The sequence below is a fragment of the Acidobacteriota bacterium genome (genome assembly GCA_038040445.1).
Classification (GTDB): domain Bacteria; phylum Acidobacteriota; class Blastocatellia; order UBA7656; family UBA7656; genus Onstottus_A; species Onstottus_A frigus.
In genome coordinates this window covers 49141-68879 of sequence record JBBPIG010000004.1, presented here as the reverse complement: position 1 = coordinate 68879, position 19739 = coordinate 49141, and the positions used below count along the sequence as shown (strand labels likewise).

At 57.8% G+C, this 19739-nt stretch carries 14 protein-coding genes and 1 tRNA gene; 8 read left to right on the top strand and 7 right to left on the bottom strand.

Annotated features, from left to right (window positions below; all coding sequences use genetic code 11):
- Positions 1 to 188 precede the first annotated feature (188 nt).
- From tnpA to AABO57_05620, 5 genes are all read left to right on the top strand, one after another.
- Positions 189 to 1028, top strand: coding sequence for an IS200/IS605 family transposase (tnpA, locus tag AABO57_05640; protein ID MEK6285204.1), 840 nt, complete (start codon positions 189 to 191; stop codon positions 1026 to 1028).
- Between the two features lie 464 nt (positions 1029 to 1492).
- Complete coding sequence (locus AABO57_05635; protein MEK6285203.1) at positions 1493 to 5866, top strand: C25 family cysteine peptidase; 4374 nt, start codon at positions 1493 to 1495, stop codon at positions 5864 to 5866.
- A 60-nt stretch (positions 5867 to 5926) separates the two neighbouring features.
- A complete protein-coding gene (locus AABO57_05630) occupies positions 5927 to 6415 on the top strand; it encodes a PqqD family protein (GenBank protein ID MEK6285202.1) in 489 nt (162 codons plus the stop codon).
- Between the two features lie 48 nt (positions 6416 to 6463).
- On the top strand, positions 6464 to 7540 hold the full coding sequence (locus tag AABO57_05625) for a nucleotidyltransferase family protein (protein ID MEK6285201.1): 1077 nt from the start codon (positions 6464 to 6466) through the stop codon (positions 7538 to 7540).
- Between the two features lie 61 nt (positions 7541 to 7601).
- Complete coding sequence (locus AABO57_05620) at positions 7602 to 7964, top strand: aspartyl protease family protein (GenBank protein MEK6285200.1); 363 nt, start codon at positions 7602 to 7604, stop codon at positions 7962 to 7964.
- Positions 7965 to 8036: 72 nt separating this feature from the next.
- Here the strand turns inward: AABO57_05620 and AABO57_05615 are convergent, their stop codons facing one another.
- The 3 genes from AABO57_05615 to AABO57_05605 form a co-directional block, all read right to left on the bottom strand.
- Complete coding sequence (locus AABO57_05615) at positions 8037 to 10538, bottom strand: protein kinase (protein ID MEK6285199.1); 2502 nt, start codon at positions 10536 to 10538, stop codon at positions 8037 to 8039.
- A 182-nt stretch (positions 10539 to 10720) separates the two neighbouring features.
- A tRNA-Asn gene (locus AABO57_05610) sits at positions 10721 to 10795 on the bottom strand.
- A gap of 141 nt (positions 10796 to 10936) precedes the next feature.
- Positions 10937 to 11944 (bottom strand): alpha/beta fold hydrolase, encoded by a 1008-nt coding sequence (locus tag AABO57_05605; GenBank protein ID MEK6285198.1) that lies wholly within the window; start codon positions 11942 to 11944, stop codon positions 10937 to 10939.
- A 297-nt stretch (positions 11945 to 12241) separates the two neighbouring features.
- Between AABO57_05605 and AABO57_05600 the strand changes: the two genes are divergently transcribed.
- Positions 12242 to 14344: a PQQ-binding-like beta-propeller repeat protein gene (locus tag AABO57_05600; protein MEK6285197.1), complete on the top strand. Its 2103-nt coding sequence runs from the start codon at positions 12242 to 12244 to the stop codon at positions 14342 to 14344.
- A gap of 92 nt (positions 14345 to 14436) precedes the next feature.
- Here the strand turns inward: AABO57_05600 and AABO57_05595 are convergent, their stop codons facing one another.
- A complete protein-coding gene (locus AABO57_05595) occupies positions 14437 to 15879 on the bottom strand; it encodes a M20/M25/M40 family metallo-hydrolase (GenBank protein ID MEK6285196.1) in 1443 nt (480 codons plus the stop codon).
- Between the two features lie 158 nt (positions 15880 to 16037).
- Here AABO57_05595 and AABO57_05590 point away from each other — a divergent pair, with 158 nt between their 5' ends.
- Both AABO57_05590 and AABO57_05585 read left to right on the top strand, forming a co-directional pair.
- Positions 16038 to 17096, top strand: a complete 1059-nt coding sequence (locus tag AABO57_05590) for a lysophospholipid acyltransferase family protein (GenBank protein MEK6285195.1) — start codon at positions 16038 to 16040, stop codon at positions 17094 to 17096.
- 64 nt (positions 17097 to 17160) lie between these two features.
- Positions 17161 to 17946 carry a DUF1295 domain-containing protein gene (locus AABO57_05585; protein MEK6285194.1) on the top strand — a complete coding sequence of 262 codons (786 nt, stop codon included), beginning with the start codon at positions 17161 to 17163 and terminating at the stop codon, positions 17944 to 17946.
- 26 nt (positions 17947 to 17972) lie between these two features.
- Here AABO57_05585 and AABO57_05580 read toward each other — a convergent pair whose 3' ends face one another.
- The 3 genes from AABO57_05580 to AABO57_05570 all read right to left on the bottom strand — a co-directional run bounded on the left by AABO57_05580 (position 17973) and on the right by AABO57_05570 (position 19739).
- The gene (locus AABO57_05580; GenBank protein MEK6285193.1) at positions 17973 to 18425 is read right to left on the bottom strand and encodes a hypothetical protein; all 453 of its coding nucleotides are present in this window, start codon (positions 18423 to 18425) and stop codon (positions 17973 to 17975) included.
- Between the two features lie 113 nt (positions 18426 to 18538).
- The gene (locus tag AABO57_05575) at positions 18539 to 18808 is read right to left on the bottom strand and encodes a UBP-type zinc finger domain-containing protein (protein ID MEK6285192.1); all 270 of its coding nucleotides are present in this window, start codon (positions 18806 to 18808) and stop codon (positions 18539 to 18541) included.
- A gap of 4 nt (positions 18809 to 18812) precedes the next feature.
- Positions 18813 to 19739, bottom strand: coding sequence for a bifunctional 5,10-methylenetetrahydrofolate dehydrogenase/5,10-methenyltetrahydrofolate cyclohydrolase (locus tag AABO57_05570; GenBank protein MEK6285191.1), 927 nt, complete (start codon positions 19737 to 19739; stop codon positions 18813 to 18815).

The window sequence follows — 19739 nt, the reverse complement described above, 5'->3', positions numbered from 1 at the left end:
TACTGATCGGCGCCCCGGCTTGCCTTTTTGAATCCCACCAACGCAGTTGGTGGTTGGTTCATACTCGGCCTACTGATCGGCGCCCGGCTTGCCTTTTTGAATCCCACCAACGCAGTTGGTGGATCGTTCATACCCGGCCTAACAGACGCCTATTGTCTTCCAAGGTTCAGCTCTCGTAAGCTCGCGCCATGCAGATCGAGCCATTCAAAGAAATCTCGTGGGCTTTCCAGCTTCACTACCACATCTGCTTCCGCACTCACCGTCGCAAGACTGTCTTCGATGATCGATCCAGAACGGCTGCTCTCTCACAAGCGCTGACCGACTTGTGCAAGATAAACGACCTTCACTTGCTTGAGAAGGACTGTCACCCTGCGCACGTACAATTGGTATTAAGCCTTCGCCCAAGCCAGCTAATCTCGGACGTGCTGAAGACACTCAAAGGTCGAAGCTCAGCCGCCCTGTGCCGGGAATTCGCTCTCACGCCACCGCTTTGGGCACGTGGTTATCTGGCGCGTAGTGCCGGGCGTGTCAGAGTCCAAGCGGTGAAGCACTACCTCGCCGGTCAAGCTGAACACCACGGCTACAGCAAGCGCGCGCTTCCTCCAGTCTTCCGGTTCCGAGCGACAAAACCCGAGGTCCTTGCAACTGCACACGCAAGCTTCGATCTGACTCATCACCTCGTTCTCGCCACCAAGTTCCGCCGCGGAGTATTTGACTCGAAGACGGGCGAGGCTCTGGTCAACTACTGGACAAAGGTCGCGGCCAGGCGCGGCTTCGCAGTTGATCAGGCTACCGTCCTCCCCGATCATATTCATCTGCTTGTTCGAATCACACCAAAGACGACCATCGAACAACTCGCTCTCTCGCTGATGAACAACGGACAATATTTTGTCGCGAAGCATTTCCCACGGGCGCTTGTGGCAGCGAAGATAGATCAGCTATGGCAGCCATCGGCTTACGTTGGGACCTGTGGAGAGTTGACGACCGCGCTGCTAAAGGCTTTTCTGAGAGGAGCGGCTGTAGGCTGAATATGAACAATCCACCAACTGCGTTGGTGGGATTAGGGACCCCGCCCAGGTCCGTGTAGGCTGAGTATGAACGCACCACCAACTGCGTTGGTGGGATTCAGGAGAACGCTGCGCGATCTGTCTGTAGGCTGAGTATGAACAATCCACCAACTGCGTTGGTGGGATTGCACCTGAGTACTTGTGTATCATCGACTTTTTCAGCAGCCTGCTAGAGGGGAAGCCGGCCGCAAAGTCGCAGTTTCACCGCATTGCCTTAATAAATCCTCGTTTGAAACGGTTCCACTGAAAATTTTCACCGACTGCTGAAAATTTTGCTTGACTTCGTAGCCGAAAGCTCATACTATCTGCACCGTTTTAGAAATCCTCCTTTGGGCCTTCCTGGGTTAGCCTGATCAAACGACGAGAGACGCTTGCGACCCGTCCCATTTCATCTGTCGCGGGTGTCTCAGTAGAGAGGAGTTCATATGCGGCCCCCCGATGAGCCTTCTAATGCTCCAAAGAATGTTCGAAAAAACAGTGCAGCACTTAAGAGAAGAGCAGGGTTCTTCCTCGCGGCGGCGTTTTGCACGGCGGTGATGAGCACGGCGGCAAGAGCGCAAGTGCCGATCCTTTATTATGATTTCGAGAACAATACCACCCGAACTACTTTCGAGAATCTGGTCGAGCAAGCCGTCAACAGTGGCAGCGGGGCCATAACCAGAGCAGGCAATACTACAACCATAAGTGCCGTCGGCGGCGCGGGCACATTCAACCTAGGGGCTGCAGTCGGGCAAGCGGCCACGGGAAATAGTTGGGATAGTTCAACCATCGACCCAGGAGCCGCAGCAACTAACTATTACCAGTTTGTGGTCAACACCGGCGGCTTTTCTCAGATCTCAATCACCTTCGACAATCAAGCCTCAGGTACTGGACCCGCGCGCGTGGGCGTTTTGTACAGCACCGACGGAACCAATTTCACGGCGACCGCAACCACTCTCACGGGGAACAACGTATTCTCGGCAGCGACATTTGACCTTAGTAGTATCCCGGCAATAGACAATCAGTCATCTGTCACCATCAGACTCTATGCCTTCGCTGGTTCTGCAGGCGATCGCACCGGCAGAAGCGCATTTGGTTCCGGCGGTACGTTTCGAATAGACAATCTTACTGTTCTGGCCAAGACAGTCACAGCTTCAAAAACTCTGCTGGATTATCCCGCGGTCGGACTGAGCGTAAAGTCGGGCACCGCGTTTACGCCGACATACGTCGATTTCACGGTAAACGGGGTTGCAATAACGGTTGCCTTAGCGAGTGAGTTGAAGGTCAGCGGCACATTCACAGTTTTCAATGGCACTCTCAACTGTGGAACGAATGTAGTATCCGGCAGCGGCACATTCGCCCTCGCATCGGGCGGGACACTCGGCATCGGCTCAACCGCGGGAATCACGTCCTCAGGCGCAACTGGAAACATCCAAACCGCCATAAGGAATTTCGACACCGGCGCGAGCTACAACTACAACGGCAGCGCGGCGCAAGTTACCGGTAACGGGTTGCCGGTGACTGTCAACGATCTCGCGATCAACAACAGCGCCGGCGTTTCGCTTAGTTCTGACGTAAACGTCAGCGGCGCTCTCGCGCTGACAAGCGGAACATTCACTGTCGGCGCGCGCACGTTGATTCTAAATAACCCGATTGCCGGAACACCCAACAATCTCAGCGCTGATAGTGCGTCGTCGATCACTATCGCTGGCTCCTCGAGCGGCATCAATATCCCAAGCAGCGTTTCTGCGCTTAACAATCTGACATTGAATAACTCGAGCGGCACAACTCTACAGGGTAATCTCACCGTCAGCGGTGTGCTCGCATTGACAAGCGGAGACGTGACCACCGGGTCGTTCACGCTTTTTATGGGCAATGGTGCGACATCGGACCCGGCGAGTACTGGCGATGTTGTCGGAAATGTAAACCGCTCGGATCTCGGCGGCATGACCACACGGAGTTTCGGAAATCCCAACGTGCAGATTACGGTGAGCGCCGGCAGCGTTACTGCTATGACGGTGAATCTGGTAAAAGCATCGCCGTCGGATTTCACAAACTCGGTCAACCGAACATATACCCTCCAAGATGTTGTGGGGACCCTGGTCACCGCAACGGTGCGCTTGCGCTACCTCGATTCTGAACTGAACGGCAACCCGGAAGCGACTCTGGAGCTCTGGAGAAAAGATGGAAGCGCCTGGGGCTCGCAGGGTGCTGACACACGCGATTCGACGAACAACTGGGTGGAGAAAGCCCTGATTACCGGTTTCTCTGCTTGGACGATTGCGGGTCCGGCTGGGCCAACGGACATCGCGATGGTGGGCTACAGTGCAAACCACGGTCGAGACGGCAAGGTGCTGTTGCAGTGGGAGACCGGCGAGGAAGTGAACAACCTTGGCTTTAACATCTATCGCGAAGAGGACGGCCGGCGCGTGCGCGTCAACAAGTCACTGATCGTCGGATCGGGGTTGATGGCGAAACCGGGAACAGTGATGACTGCGGGGCGCTCATATCTGTGGCAGACATCAGCCCCGAAGGACAAGGATTCGGTGTACTGGATCGAGGAGATCGATCTGAGTGGCCGAACCGAATGGCACGGGCCGGTGTACAGTCAGGCGCCGGCTGACGGAACGATGATGACGATGTCGGCCAGGGAGCAAGCTATTGCTGACCAGACGGTGACGCTCGAGGATCTGGTGACGGAGGGCGCGCAAAGCGGAGCGACGGTTCCCGTGCAGAGCGCCGACCGGCGACTCAAAGTTACTGCCGCCAACACGAATCTCCAGTTAGGACTCGCCTCTCAAGCGGCGGTGAAGATCACGGTCAAGCAGGAAGGATGGTATCGAATAGGCAAACCGGAACTGCTTTTGGCAGGACTTGATCCGAAGGCGGACCCGCGGTCGCTTCAACTGTACGCGGACGGAGTCGAGTCGCCCATCACGGTCACCACGAACCACGGGAAGTTCGACTCAACCTCAGGAATAGAGTTTTATGCGGTGGGTCTGGATACGGCCGAAACCGACCAGCGGGTGTACTGGCTGATCTCAGCGAAGACGGCAGGCAAGCGGATAGCTACCGTGCCGGGACAAGGGGGATTGCCCTCGGCGAACAGTTTTCTTTCCACGGTCGAGAGAAGGGACCGCTCGATCTATCTTTCCGGGATTCACAATGGAGACGCGGAGAACTTTTTTGGCACTCCAGTAGGAAATACAGCGGTCGATCAGACTATAACGTTGCAGCACGTGGATGCAGCGGCGGCGGGACTGGCGACCATAGAAGTTGGAATGCAGGGCTTCTCGGTGACGCCGCACAATGTCAGCGTCAGTTTGAACGGGAATCCGATCGGGACAATCCAGTACAACACTCAGACTCAGGGGGTCGCGCAGTTCACGGTGCCCAACAACTTGCTGATGGAAGGCCAGAACACGTTGACGCTGGTGGGTCAGCAAGGGGTGCTCGACGTATCGCTGGTCGATCACATCCGCGTGAGCTACTGGCACACCTACTCGGCGGACGGAAACGCGCTCAAGTTCACGGCGACGGCGAATCAACAAGTCAAGATCGGAGGGTTCACGACCGGCGACGTGAAAGTGTTTGATGTGACTAACCCAAGTGAGCCGTTGCAGCTTGCAGCAACCGTCGATCAGCAGGACTCGGGATACGCTGTGACTGTTGAGGTGGTTGGGAATGGGAACCGGACGTTGGTGGCAATAGGCGCGGACCAGGTAAGGAGCCCTTTAAGGCTGGAGGCAAATCAGCCCTCGACGTTGAGGAGCTCGGGGAATCAAGCTGATCTGATGATCATCACTCACGGCGGCCTGAAGGACAGCTTCGCGCAACTCGCGGCGCTCAGACAATCGCAGGGGTTGAAGGTGGCGATGGTCGACGTCCAGGACATTTACGACGAGTTCAACTTTGGCAACAAGCGCTCGCAGGCGGTGAAGGACTTTCTGTCGTACGCGAGGAGCAACTGGGCTAGACCGCCGAGGTACGTGTTGCTTGCCGGAAGCGCGAGCTACGATCCAAAGAACTACAACGGGCTTGGCGGGTATGACCTGGTACCGACGCGAATGGTAGATACGCAATTCATGGAGACGGCGAGCGATGACTGGTTTGCGGACTTCAATCTTGACGGCATAGCTGAGATGGCGGTTGGCCGGTTGCCCGCCCACACGCCGGAAGAGGCGGCAAGCACGGTGGCGAAGCTTGTGTCGTATGAAGCAACAACGCCGCAGAAGTCAGCTCTGCTAGTGGCCGACGAAAACCTTGGATTCAATTTCGAGGCGGCAAACAATAAGTTGGCGCCGTTGTTCCCGGCGGCGATCACTGTTCAACAGATCAATCGCGGGCAGATAGGGACGGGGGCTGCCAGGCAACAGTTATTAGACGGCCTCGCTAGCGGGCAGAAGATCGTGAACTATGTCGGGCACGGTTCGCCTAGCGTATGGAGGGGCAACCTGCTCACGGCGGCCGACGCATTGGCTCTAACAAACACCGGGCGATACCCGCTGTTCGTCGCGATGACGTGTTTGAACGGAGAGTTTCAGCGCCCTGAGTTAAACACGTTGGCGGCTGCCCTGCTGAACGCTCCCCGGGGTGGAGCGATAGCGGTGTGGGCTTCGAGCGGGTTCACCGAGCCGAATGGTCAGGCGGCAATGAATCAGCAGTTCTACAAATTGCTGTTCCAGCCGGGCTCTCAGAAGTCCGGCGCACAAGCGCTTACGCTCGGCGAAGCGACCGTGAAAGCGAAGTCGTCGGTGACTGACTCCGACATAAGACGCACGTGGATTTTGTTCGGCGATCCCTCAATGAAGTTGAAATAGAAGAGACGAGCGATGTTCCCAAGGTTCGAGGCGTCCTAATCCCCACGGGAAGGTTAACTCATGGAAAACGCAGCACAGCGAGCTCTGCCCCGGGCGCGCGAGAAGGGGCTGGTTACCTGCGAAGTGGCGGGAGAGTTGCTCGTTTACGATCTAGAGCGGCATAAGGCCCACTGCCTCAATCTGACGGCGGGGCTTGTGTGGAGACAGTGCGACGGGAGGACCGCAGTACCCGAAATAACCCGTGCTGTTAACGTCGCATCTGCGCTTGGGATCAATGACGACGCCGTTTGGTTTGCGCTCGAGCAACTTGGGCGAGCACACCTTATCGATAAGACGTTCGAGCGGCGGGACTCCCGAAAGCTGACGCGCAGGGAGTTGATCAACAGGGCGGGGATCGCAGCCGCAGCAGCGTTGCCTTTAATCACTTCAATAATGGCGCCAAGCGCCGTTGAAGCAGCATCGTGTTTGCCGCCTAACGCTGGGTGCAGCCCAACCGGCCCAAACAGTTCGTGCTGTAACGGGATTTGCATTGCCGGTCTCTGCAACTAAAGCGCGCATAGGGGCGTGCAGTCTTCCGCACCAAGGACCTGTTGTGCCGTGGCCGCGTCCAAGTCAACCCACCAAATTGGAAATGTGATTGCGACGGCGCTTGCCGGTAGTTGGAGGCGCTCGCCGCAAGCGCCTGAGTGTTGCGCGTCCAGCCTTGCCGAAATAATCCCTCAACTAGTCGGATCGATGTCGGGCGCGATTGCATGGTGGAATATTCGCCACACAGAGCTGGGGTCTTCGCCGGCCGGTCTTACACTTCAGAAAGCCTACCGACTGCACTCGATCGGCAGCAAGCTTCGCGAACATTCAATCAAACAAGTACTGAGCGTGCTGCATTCAGCGGGGGTGGAGCCGCTGCTTGTCAAAGGCTGGGCGGTTGCGCGGCTCTACCCGGAGGCAGGGTTGCGCCCTTATGGCGACATCGATCTAGTCGTACGACGCGAGCAGCACGCGCTTGCCAGGGAGACGCTGCGGAGCGTCAAGGTGTTTCATTGGGTTGACCTGCACGAAGGCGCAGGCAGTTTGGACAAAAGGCCAATCGAGGATCTGTACGCGCGGTCGAGGATCGTCGAGCTTGACGATGTTGCGGTCAGGGTGCTCGCGCCTGAAGACCACTTGCGTCTTCTATGCGTGCACATGCTTCGGCATAGCGTGCATCGACCGCTTTGGCTGTGCGACATTGCGGCAAGTTTGGAATCGCGGGCTGAGAACTTCGACTGGGATATTTGTCTGGGAAAAGACAAAGCGCGGGCGAACTGGGTCACTTGCGCGATAGGACTGGCGCATAGGTTACTGGGAGCGGAAGTTGGCGGCACGCCCTTGGCTAGTAATGCGATGAAACTTCCGCAGTGGCTGATTTCAGACGTGCTCAAGCAATGGGAAACGCCTTACAGCATGTCGCAAGCACCGGTGACTCATCACGCGCCGATGGCTAAGTACATTCGACACCCACGAGGCGTGCTTGCGGACCTCAAACGCCGGTGGCCGAACCCGATCGAAGCGACGGTGTACACGGGCGGGCGTTTGAATGAGCTTCCAAGGCTGCCTTTCCAGATCGGTGAATGCGTAGGCCGAACCGCAATGTTCATCGCGCGGTTGCCGAGGGCGCTGCGAGAAGGGCGGTGATTGCTTGACACGTCTGAATTGTTTGGACCAGGATCATTGTGATCGTAACGGAGAGTCTGATATGGGACTTACCCACGTAACCGTGACGTTGAAGGGCTTCGGATCTGAGAAAGGAACTTATGAAGCCGAGTTCCTCGTCGATACTGGCGCTACGGACTCGCTCGCGCCTGGCGCCGAGTTAACCAGGATAGGGGTGAAGCCTGCCGGTAAGATGGTCTACGAATTGGCGGACGGCACGCTTCAGGAGTGTCCATTCGGGCTGGTTGAGATTACTTTCATGGGTGAAGTCACGGCGGGGAGAGTCATCTTTGGTCCGGACACCGTGGAACCGCTACTCGGCGTCACTGCGCTTGAATCGGTCGGAATAACGGTCGACCCTGCCAGCCGGACGCTGAAGCGATTGCCCGCCATCCCGCTGAAGTAGGAACTGCCCTCAAGCAGCCGAATGTACCTGATGAAACCGATTTTGCGAGTGCCAAGATGGGCCTCGTATTGCTCACTGCAATCCCACGCGTCGCAGGAGGCCGGCGAAGCGCGGATCTGATCGGAGGTTGTCGATGAGCGGATCATAGTAAAGAGTGAGCATATCCACTGTATGCTCTCGGTAACTTTTTTCAAGCAGTTCGAACGCCTGGTCCTTCTCGCCGAGTCCCGCGTAGATCAGGGCTACGCTGTAATCAGCAACATAGCGCTGCCGGGCAAGAGACTTCAGTTGCGCGAGCGTTTTCAGCGCTTCCGCTCTTTTGCCAGACACGGCATAGAGACGTCCCGTCAGGGCCACCACGTGGGGATCATCGTTCAGTTGGTGAGCCTTCTGATATTCGGAGAGCGCCTCTGAAAAAGCGCCCTTCATCGCATAGGCCGAGCCCAAATAATGATGCGCCACGAAAAAGCCCTGATCGATCTCAACCGTCTTACGCAGTTGCTGGATGGCCTCGTCGTAACGGCGCGCGTTGAAGTAGGCCTTGCCAAAGTTCGCATTAATTATCAACGACAGCGGATCAAGCTCCTGCGCCCGCCGCATCTCTGCGAGAGCTTTGTCGAATTGCCCCATAATCGTCAGGTTTTCTCTGGCGTACCAGTGATGAGCGTTCGCGTAGTTGGGATTGAGCTCGATGGCTCGTTCAAATTCTCTGTTTGATTCGGTCAAATTCCAATCGTAATCTATCAGCGCGGCGGCCAACGCGGTGTGCGCTTCGGCGAGGGTATCGTCGATCTCCAGCGCGCGCCGGGCGGCCGCTTTGGCCTTCGGGAAAGAATCCTGTGGCGAACCCACGGAATAGAACGGGATCACGACGTAGGCATCGGCGAGCCCAACATACGCCAGAGCATAACTCGGATCTTTTTCTATGGCTTGATTGAAATAGTCGACACTTTTCTTCAGCGCCTCGCCCGTGCGTTTGTTCCAGTAGAAGCGGCCTTTGAGGTAGAGCTCATAGGCTTCGGCGTTTGAGGTGTGCAGATTCCCGACGCGGCTTTGCTCAGCGCTTGAAAGCTTGAGCCGCAAGTTGCGCGAGATTTCCTGGGCGATCTCCTGCTGAACGGCCAGCAGATCAGTCGCTCGGCGATTGTATTGGGCGCCCCACACCTGCGTCTTATCCCGGGCATCCATTAACTCGACGCTGATTTGCAGGTTATCGCCGTGCTGCAAGACTCTTCCGGTCAGGATGCTCTTCACGCCTAACGCGCGGGCCACTTCCTCGGCGTTGGCGTCTTTGCCTTTGTATCTGAAAGCAGAACTTCGGGCGATCACTTTCAACCGCGGCAACTGCGAGAGATTGTTGATCAAGCTTTCGCTAAGGCCATCGGATAGATACTCCATTTCCGAGTCGCCAGTGTCGTTAGCGAAGGGTAAGACCGCAAGAGAATCGATGCCGGTATTGTCGCTGCCGGCAAAATAGCGCGAGGAGGCAAGTGATCCAAGGGTTACCAGACCAATCAAAACAACGAGAGCGGTCGTCGCACTGAGCTTGTGGCGCTTAATCTCATTGACGATGTACTCGGCGCTCGAAGTTGTGTGGAGGCCGGTTACGCCGCTCGTCTCAACAGCGGCACCCCGGGCAGTCAGCCAAGATGGTTGCTTGGCGGCCTGCTCTGGGGGGAGGGATCCTCCCAGCTTTGACAGAAACTCCAACTCTTGTTTGCAGTCTTTCAGATCAATCAACAGATCCTTGATGTGTTGGTAGCGATCTTCGCGGTTCTTGCGCAGCGCCTTGCTGACTATGTGTTCCAGCTCGCGGGGCACCGACTCCGCTTCATGGACCAGCGGCGGCGGCTCTGTTTTCAGTATCGAGGCAATGACGTCACTCATCGTGTCGCCGGCAAACGGCACGCTTCCAGTCACCAGTTGATAAAGCACAACGCCCAGGCTCCAGATGTCTGTGCGCTCGTCCACGTCGCGACCGCGCGCCTGCTCAGGCGACATGTAGATGGTCGTTCCCATGACGGTGCCGGGAGTCGTTTTGAGCAGCGCCCGCGTAACCGCTTCCTTGTCGAGTTCGCGCGTTTCCTGCTTGACCAGTTTGGCCAAACCAAAGTCCAGGACTTTCAACAGATGGTCTTTGCGCACCATGATGTTTTCCGGCTTGATGTCGCGATGCACGATTCCCGCTTCATGCGCTGCCGCAAGAGCCGAGGCGATCTGGATGCCTATGTCCAGAACTTCGGGCAATTCCAATGGGCCGCGCCTGATGCGCTGGCGCAACGACTCGCCCTCAATAAACTCGGTCGCAATGAAGTGCGCGCCTGCTGACTCACCGATTTCATAAACCGTCAAAATGTTTGGATGATTGAGTGCCGAAGCGGCACGCGCTTCTCGTTCAAAACGCTGCAAGTGTTCCGGGTTCTTTGTCAGCTCGTGAGTCAAGACTTTGAGGGCCACCCGGCGGCCGAGTTTCAGGTCCTCAGCCAAATAAACCTCTCCCATCCCGCCCGCGCCGATTTTGGAGACGATGCGGTAATGCGAGAGATTGGTGTTGGCTGACAGTTCTTTATCCATCTTGATTCAGGCGGCGATCTTGGGGCAGAGTACAATCCAGAAGTCGGCTCGTCATACCCACGCGACCGACGACAGAAAACGCACTATTGAAAAAATGTCAGGAGGCCAAAATCTCGGTCACACAAATCGGTCACACAACTGGAGGCAGCCACTCAGCGGCTGCCTCCAATCTTTGAGGGATCTGGCTCCTGAGGTAGGACTCGAACCTACAACCCTCCGGTTAACAGCCGGATGCTCTACCATTGAGCTACTCAGGAAAGAAATCGTCGGTTTAACGAAAACCTGAAACTAACAGAGCGTTCGCGCGAGTGTCAACCATCGGGCCTGAAACGGGCGCGCACCCGGCTGCGACGCGACGAAAGCGGAATGTGAAAAGGAAGGCGGGGCGAGAAGTTGGCTTAAGCCTTCAGCTTTGCTCTGAAGAAGCGAGTCAGCCGGTCACTGTAGTCGCTTCTGGCGTGGCGGATCGATCGGGCGTGACGAGCGCCTTCCACGAACCATATTTCCTTCTCGCTGCCCAGAGCCGCGTGAATGCTTTCGGAGTGCGAACTGGCTATCACCTGGTCGGCCGTGCCGTGCACCAGATACACCGGACACTTTATCCGAGCCGCAAGCGCTAACGGATCCACCGAGTGCACATCGAAGCTGCCTCTGTAGTTCGCAACCTGAATAGTCGTCCACAACACCGGGTTCAAAACCGCGCCGGGCAGCCGGGTGGCTCGCTTAACAAATTCTTCGGTTATGCGGCGCAGTGACGCGAAGGGGCTGTCCGCCCACACCGCCCGTATCCACGGGTTGTGAGCCGCGACTTGAAGCGCGATGGCCGCGCCCATTGATTCTCCGGCTATTCCAACCCGATTGCGGTCGATCTTTTTCTCGTCTGCCAGCCACTCAATCGCCGATTCGACGTCGCGGCGTTCGTAAAAGCCGTATGTCACAAAGCGCCCCTCACTGTCGCCGTGTCCGCGGCCGTCGAAGATCAGCACGTTGAAGCCCGCGCGCCGCAGCACCAGGGCAGCTCGCAAGACGTCCGTGCGATTCTTCTTCACGCCGTGAAGGACGACCACCGTCGGCGCTTTTCGATCGGCGCTCATCCACCAGCCGAATAATCGCGTTCCATCGAATGAGGGAATCGTGACATCTTCGAATGCTATGCCGTTTCGGCGAATCAGGTGTCTGATGTGTGGGCTTTTGAGTTGAGAGAGTCGCTTGAGTCTGGGACGAATGAGCAGTCCCGAAAGCGGGTAGCTCGCAGCGCCCATTGCGATCGCAAGCGAGCCCGCCGTCCCTAGCGCCAGGTAGCCCGCGAGCCGCAGCCAAGCCGGCACCCGTACTCTTGGCGGGCTCGCTGGGAGTTCGGTTTGCAGAGCCGTCAGTGTTTCGTTGTCAGCAGGCATTTGGCTCATTCGTTCACCTATCGGCACGCTCAATCTTTAGCAAGCTCAATGCCACTATGAGATGGTACGCTATGCGACCAGAGTTGTTTGCGATCGCTCGAACGGATGACGGCGGCGTCGTTGGAGCCTGCCGGTGATCCGGATCGGGTCTTCCCAGGCCGCGGGAATCGGAACTCCAGTGACATTCGAACTATCCTAGGAGTGTCACGGCGCTGATCTCGCCGTATTTGCGCGACCTGATTCGGCGTTCGGAGTCTCACCTGGAAGGGTGACCCGTGAATCGAACAGTTAGGAATGTACCCCCTTATGCCAATTAGAGCAGCCCAATACCTTGTTATTGCCATCCCCCTCCTCTCACTTTGTTTTGCGCCCGCGTCAATTGGACAGGTGGGCGCCGGCGTGCCGCAAAACGTCATCTGGATCAACACGACGAACTGCACGATCGCCGGGAACAGTCTTCAGAAGACCGCGGGCCGCAGCGATTCCGCGGATGCCGGAGCGAGATCGCAGCAGATCGTGACATCAGGCGATGCCCTTTTCGAATTTGCCGCCGGCGACTCAAACAAGGTCTTATTCTGCGGGCTTACACACGCAGCCATCGGCACCGGGTTTTCAGAGATAGACTTCGCCATCAAGCTCACCGAACTTGGCTTCGCTGAGATCCGCGAAAACAACGCCTACGGAGGAGAGACTTCCTACCGTATAGGCGATGTGTTTCGCATAGCAGTACAAGCGAACGTGGTGAGGTACTACAAAAACGGCGGGCTTTTTCATACGAGCTCGAAAGCTCCGAGCTACCCGCTATTTGCCGCAGCGTCTTTTCTGACGGTCGGCGGCAGAATCGACAACCCGGTCATCGGAGCGCTGGCGGTCAGCACGTCAGCCGAGTGGACATCCTATCAGCATGACTCAGCACATTCGGCGTTTTCGGAAACGTCGGCGGTCGGCGCCGCCAACGCCGGGACTCTGACACAGTCATGGTCGTTTCCAACGGGCGACTGGGTTACCGGTACGCCTCTCGTGTCGGGTGGTGTTGTTTATGTAGGCTCGTGGGACGGCAACATGTACGCGTTGCGCGAGAGCGACGGAGCCGTACTCTGGAGCTACAACGCGGGCACTATACGCATAGATCCCTGCGCGGACACCTACGGGATCGATGGCACGGCTGCGCTCTCGGGTGGCAAGTTGTATTTCGGCAACGGTCTGGCGCAGCTTCACGCTGTGAATGCAGCGAACGGGCAAGCAATCTGGCGGACCCAGCTTGCAGATCCCACCCAGGCTTTTCACATCTATGGTTCACCCCTGGTGTTTGACGGAAAGATATACATAGGCTTAGCCAGCCACTGCGTGAACCCATGCATTACCGGCAGACTGGTCTGTGTGGACGCGAGCGACGGGCGCGTTCTCTGGAATTTTGCGACGGCGCCCGACGGAAGCAAGGGCGGGGCGGTCTGGTCGTCGGCCACCGTAGACCCCGGGCGGCGGATGATATACGTAGGCACGGGCAACTTCTGCACCGGCGCCGATACTCATTCGTCCGCGGTAATAGCGCTCAACGCGGACACCGGAGCACTGGTATGGGAGTTCAAGAAGCTGCGCGCCGACCTGAACAATCTCGACTTCGGCGCATCGCCGGTCTTGTTCGACATCGACGGTCGTCCGATGCTGGCGATCCCATCCAAGGACGGACACTGCTACGGGCTCCATCGGGCGACCGGAGAGTTGATTTGGGATACCGTGGTGAGCGACGGCGACTCACGAGGCGGCAGCATCTCGTCGCCGGCCACAGCCTACGGCAAGATCTTTTTTGGCGCGACCGTCAGAGTCGCCACCGGTAAAGTTGTAGCGCTCGATCAACGAGACGGACGGATAGTTTGGGACACTCCGCTATCGCTTCCTGTGATAGGAGCGGCAGCAGTGGCCGGAGGCGCGGTGTTCGTCGGGGGCGCTGACGGAAGGCTTCGCGCTTTTGACGCTTCGACCGGGAGCGAAATCTGGAACACCCCGCAGCACAGCCAAATGTTGGGTGGGGTGTCGATCTCAGCAGCGAGCGTATTCATCGGATCGATAGATAACAGTGTTTATGCGTTCTCTCTTCCAAACGTGGGCCCTCAACCGCCGGCCTCCGCATCGATTGCGGTTAACTCGCCAAGCGCCGGCGAGCAATGGACGCCTGGTGAAAAGTACAGAATTAGCTGGTCCGCGAGCGCAGCCGTGAACAAGCTCGACGTCAGCATCTCGCGTGACGGCGGAAGTACGTGGCAGGTATTGGCCGAGGACGTCGATTCAAGCTTGGGTACGCTTCGCGTCAAAGCCAAGAAACCAAGGTCTGAGACTGTGCTCGTGCGGCTGACAGACTCTTCAAACGACTCGGTGTTTGGACAGTCGGGAATGTTTTACATCAGGTAGGACAGAAGGCAGAACGCAGAAGGCGGAAGGCAGAAGTCAGAAGGCAGATGTCGCGTCTCTGCCTTCTGCCTTCTGCCTTCTGCCTTCTCGCCTCACTTCCATATTCCTGCCGCGCGCCACTGTTCATCCACTTTTGATTCCGCCGCCATCTTCCTCACCTCCTCGGAAGTCAGCCGGCGTCCGAAACGATTCACGCGATCGGCTATGCCGAACGTGCTGGCGGCTACCGTAGCAACACACGTCGCAAAGTCACGCGGGTCTGCCTTATCAAAGGTGTCGGCGACGGTGTGATGCACGGTGAAGTATACCGACTCGTCCTGAAGCAGGATGAGGTTCGGGACGCCCTCAGCCATGAAGGCGGCGTTGTCAGTGGCGGCGAAGGCGCCGTGCTCGATCGTAGACACGCCGAAGGGCGCGAGCGGCTTCATCAACTCTCGAATCTGCTCGTCGAGATCTGTTCGTCCCATCGAAAACCATCCAACAGGCCTTCCCGCTCCGACGTCCATTATCAAAGCCGCGACCGTGCTATCCATCTCGTCTCGATGCCGAGCCACGTAGGCGTTCGAGCCGAGCATTCCTTCCTCCTCGCCGGTGAACAGAACGAAGCGGATGGTTCGCCGCGGAGCTACCCCAAGCGATTTGATCGCGCGAGCCGTTTCCAATACCGCTGCCGAACCCGCTGCGTTGTCGAGCGCGCCGGGGCCGAGATCGTTTGAGTCGAGGTGCGCGCCGAGCAAAACTATCTCGTTCGGGCGCTCGCGCCCGATGATCTCGCCGACGACATTGGTTGATTCAAAGGCCGGACCAAGCTTGTTGCGCACGTCCAGAGCAATGCGCGGCTTCTGACCGGAAGCAAGCAAACGCTGAAGCAAGCCCACGTCTTCGCGCGCAAGGGAGAGAGTCGGGAGCGCCGCAACGCGAGCGTTGAAATCGACGGGCGCTGTGTACAGCATTGCGTGTTGCTTGTCCGAAGCGATCAGCAAGGCGATAGCACCTGCATCTCTTAATTCACGCGCAAGCAGCGGCGTGCGATAGAAGTTGTAGATGACCGCGTCGAGCGTCTCGCCCGCTGGAATCGCAAACGCGACCCGCCCTCGCAAGCGCGCTCGCACTCGCTCGACGTCTTCCGGACGGCCGGCCCCGACGTCGACGACTTCCCCCTCGATAGCCCCGCCGGTTCCCGGCGTCCACGTGTACGAAGCGACCGTGAGCGGGCGGTTCGAGTGAGAAACAAGCCGCGCCTCGGCCGAGCCGCGCTCCCAGGACACGGCAACTGTGAACGCCTCGCGATGTACGTTCGCCAGTCCGAGCCGCTTCATTTCGGCTTCCATTGCTTCTTCGGCCCGGCGCGCGCCAGGTGAACCCGTCAGGCGGCTGCCGATCTCATCGCTGAGCATCGAGAGGTATTTCAACTGTTGACCGCTCGTGAGTACTTCGCCAACTAACCGTGAAGACATCGTGTCGCTTGATTGAGGCGCGGCCATTTGGGGCCAGGTCGCGAGAAGCAAGACGAAGGCGCATGTCGTTTTTCGCATCGAGTGATCCTCCGGGAGTCAATAAAGGATGAGAAGTATAAAGCAATTTGATAATCTCCCCGAACTGAAAACGAGGCCCGGCAAACTTCAAGTTGTCGCGTTTGCGAACACGGCCGAGGCCGAACGGGCGACAAGCTGAAGTTTGCCGGACATTGGAGATGAACCGAAACGGCATGAAGCAACAGACGCAAGGCTCGCCGATGGGCAACGGGTTGGGCGCGGCCGAATCGTTTGCAAAGCGATGGGGCCGGCGAGCGATCACTGTGCCGCTGTACACAGCGTCGTGTCTCGCGCTTCTTGCCAGTCTCCCCGCGCTGATCGTGATTGCCGCCGTTGCGGACATCGCGCGCCGAAGCAACTGGGCCGCCGTTCGCTTCATCGCGCTTCTGGCGTTTTATCTATGCTGCGAAGTGGCGGGGATCGCGATGAGCTTTTTCCTATGGCTGGCGAGCGTGCTTACACGAGCCGGGCATGAGCGATTCCTCGACTGGAACTTTGCGCTGCAACAGTGGTGGGCCGGCTGTTTGTTCCGCGCGGGAAGGGTGCTCTTTCGAATCAGGGTCGACATCGAAGGAGCGGACGACATTGGAGAAGGGCCGTTCATCGTTTTCATTCGGCACGTGAGTCTTGGAGACACGCTGCTTCCGTCGACTATCTTGTCGAAGCGGCAGGGTCTTCGGCTGCGCTTCGTGCTCAAGAGTCAACTTCTGTGGGACCCGTGTCTGGACATCGTAGGCAACAGGCTTCCCAACTGCTTCGTGCGCCGGGGGGCCGGGGACGAGCTGGCAATCTCGGCGGTGCGGCGGCTGATGGATGGTCTGGGTACGAAGGACGGTGTGCTGATCTATCCGGAAGGTACACGCTTCACCCCTGAAAAGCGCGAGCGGATACTCGAGCGGCTGGCGAGCGGCGACGGCGAACTTTTTCGCAAGGCGAGCACGCTCAAGAATGTGCTGCCGCCTCGACTGGGAGGGACGCTTGCTTTGCTCGAACGGAACGTCCGTGCGCATGCGCTTTTTTGTGGACACTGGGGTCTGGAGGGCGTGACCAACTTTCGGGATTTCTTGCGAGGGTCTATGGTGGGCGCAGTGCTCCGCGTCCGCTTTTGGCGAGTGGCATTCGAAGAGATTCCGAGAGATCGCGCGTCCCAGACCGCCTGGCTGTATGAGCACTGGTCGCGGGTCGATGAATGGGTGGGACAACAGAAACAGCGTTGACGTAGCGTAGACTCAGTCTGCGCAAACACAGACTAAAGTCTGTGCTACCTCTCGGAGGTGATTTGTGAGCGAAACACTGTGCGTCATCCTCACCACGTTGGCCGCGACTGGCGGGTTGATGCTGAGCGTCTGGTTGCTGAGCCTTATCAAGAAGGACGCGAGCATCGTCGACATCTTTTGGGGACTCGGATTTGTTCTGATTGCGGTCGTGTGCTATGCGACCACAAACGGCTACCCGGATCGCAAGGTCCTGATAACGTCGCTCGCCGCGGTGTGGGGACTTCGGCTTGCGTCGCACATCTTCTGGCGGAACAAAGGGAAGGGGGAGGACTTCCGATACCAGGCGATGCGAGCGCGTTTCGGCAAGCGATTCCCGATCGTGAGCCTCTTCACGGTGTTTGGGCTTCAGGGGTTGCTGATGTGGATCATTTCATTGCCGCTTCAGATAGCGCAGATTTCGCGCGAGCCTGCGCGGCTCACCTGGCTCGACTGGGCCGGCGCAGCGATATGGCTCATCGGATTTCTGTTTGAATCAGCCGGTGATCTTCAGCTCGCGCGGTTCAAGGCTGACCCCCGGAACAAAGGCAAGGTTATGGACCGTGGGCTGTGGCGCTACACGCGGCACCCGAATTACTTTGGCGATGCGCTGTTGTGGTGGGGCTGTTTTTTGATCGCGCTGTCTACGCCCGGAGGAGTATGGACGGTGATGAGTCCACTGATTATGACTGGGCTTTTGATGAAGGTCTCAGGAGTTGCTTTGCTTGAGAAGACGCTCACGAAAACCAAGCCGGAGTATCGCAACTATGTCCGCCGCACGAGCGCGTTCTTTCCGTGGATTCCTCGGGGATAGATTGTGGACTATGCCGGTGGTTCTTGTCAGCGGGTGCGAGCGAGGATTTCGTCGTGCAGGCGCCGGTCGACCCTCTTCAGCCAACTTTCAAAACCGAGGAGACGGTCGTTGAAGATCTCTATCTTGCGGGTGGTGTCGTCGAACCCGTCCTCAACCTTGCTAGTAAGTTCCGTGAGGCGCACGTCAAGCCGGTCCTGTCTGGCTGCGAGTTCGTCTTGCTTACCAGCAAGCGCATCTTGCATCGCGGAAATTGTCTCCTGCTTCGCAGCGATCACGTCTTGCATCGCAGAAATTGTGTCCTGCTTAGCATCAATCGCGTCTTGATTAGCAGAAATTGTGTCCTGCTTAGCATCAATCGCGCCTTGCTTATCGGACATCGTGGCGATGGCGTCACGCATCTCCGCCAATTGGGAAGCAAGCTGGCGCTGTCCCTCCAGGAGCGCTTCAAGCATAGGTTGCGTTGTGAGTTCGCCGGTCATCGAGTACGCTGTTTATAACACACCATCTACTTACAATACAACACTGGTGAGCGGCAGTTGACTTCGTGCTCCGTAGTCACGGCGTTGCGGATCCGGCCGTCATCCCATTGTGCTCAGTTCTTCAAATACGCGTTGCACCCGTAGCACCATGTGAACGAACGCTCGGAGACCGGAAGCTCGCGTATGAGCGGATGGCCGCTCGACTTCGAATGCGCGAGTGCGTGACCGCTGGTGGTCTCGCAGCATCCGATGTGACCGCACGTCATGCACACTCGGGTGGGCGCGCTCACGCCGCATTCCACGCAGGCGGTGCTGGTGACTTCGAGAGCCTTGATGTTTGTGTCCGCGAGGTGCGGGCACTCATTTGCTGTGACATTTCCCATAGAGTTAGTCTTTGGAACCGCGGCGCATCTTCATCGCCGCCAGAGTATTCTTCATCAACATCGCGATCGTCAGAGGCCCAACGCCGCCTGGAACCGGCGTCAGGTAGCCGGCCACCTCTGCGGCCTCGCGCGGGTTCACGTCGCCAATCAGCGTGTAGCCGTTCTTTTCAAAAGCCGCGCGCCTTTTGGGGTCGTCGCCGAAGAAACGGTCGAAATCTTCTCGGGTTGTTACCCTGTTCATGCCCACGTCAACAACGGCAGCGCCCGGTTTTATGTAGCTGCTGTCTACCATACCCATCCTTCCAATTGCGGCGACAAGTACGTCGGCCTCGCGGGCAATCGCGGGCAAGTCGGGTGTTCGCGAGTGGCAGATCGTCACCGTCGCGTGCCTTTGCAAGAGCAACAACGCGACCGGCAATCCGACAATCCGGCTTCGACCCATCACCACGACACGTGCGCCCGTCATCCGTATGTCGTGGCGCTCGAGCAACTCAATGATCCCAGCCGGCGTGCACGGCCTCAGCCCCGGCTCATTCAGCACGAGTCTCCCGACGTTAACCGGATGAAAGCCATCGACGTCCTTCGCGGGATCAACCGTATTCAGCACAAGAGCGGCATCGACTTGCCTGGGCAGCGGGAGCTGAATGAGTATGCCGTCTATGTCGTCGCGCGCATTCAGATCGCGAACCAGCGCGAGCAACGCGCCGGTGGTCGTTGTCTCCGGTAAGTCGATCTTCTCGGAATAGAGTCCAAGTTGCTCACAGGTCTTCACCTTTCCCGAAACGTAAATCTGCGATCCCGGATCGTTTCCTACCAGCACCGCCGCGAGTCCTGGCCGGAGCCCGCGCGTTGAATATTCGGCCACCTCGCTTGCGACTTCGTCTCTTATTGCTTTTGCGACGCTCGCGCCATCCAGAATCGTAGCCGTCAT

Coding starts and splice junctions, on each gene's coding strand:
- tnpA (MEK6285204.1), top strand. CDS start 189: ATGCAGATCGAGCCATTCAAAGAAATCTCGTGGGCTTTCCAGCTTCAC.
- AABO57_05635 (MEK6285203.1), top strand. CDS start 1,493: ATGCGGCCCCCCGATGAGCCTTCTAATGCTCCAAAGAATGTTCGAAAA.
- AABO57_05630 (MEK6285202.1), top strand. CDS start 5,927: ATGGAAAACGCAGCACAGCGAGCTCTGCCCCGGGCGCGCGAGAAGGGG.
- AABO57_05620 (MEK6285200.1), top strand. CDS start 7,602: ATGGGACTTACCCACGTAACCGTGACGTTGAAGGGCTTCGGATCTGAG.
- AABO57_05615 (MEK6285199.1), bottom strand. CDS start 10,538: ATGGATAAAGAACTGTCAGCCAACACCAATCTCTCGCATTACCGCATC.
- AABO57_05605 (MEK6285198.1), bottom strand. CDS start 11,944: ATGAGCCAAATGCCTGCTGACAACGAAACACTGACGGCTCTGCAAACC.
- AABO57_05600 (MEK6285197.1), top strand. CDS start 12,242: ATGCCAATTAGAGCAGCCCAATACCTTGTTATTGCCATCCCCCTCCTC.
- AABO57_05595 (MEK6285196.1), bottom strand. CDS start 15,879: ATGCGAAAAACGACATGCGCCTTCGTCTTGCTTCTCGCGACCTGGCCC.
- AABO57_05590 (MEK6285195.1), top strand. CDS start 16,038: ATGAACCGAAACGGCATGAAGCAACAGACGCAAGGCTCGCCGATGGGC.
- AABO57_05580 (MEK6285193.1), bottom strand. CDS start 18,425: ATGACCGGCGAACTCACAACGCAACCTATGCTTGAAGCGCTCCTGGAG.
- AABO57_05575 (MEK6285192.1), bottom strand. CDS start 18,808: ATGGGAAATGTCACAGCAAATGAGTGCCCGCACCTCGCGGACACAAAC.
- AABO57_05570 (MEK6285191.1), bottom strand. CDS start 19,739: ATGACGGCTACGATTCTGGATGGCGCGAGCGTCGCAAAAGCAATAAGA.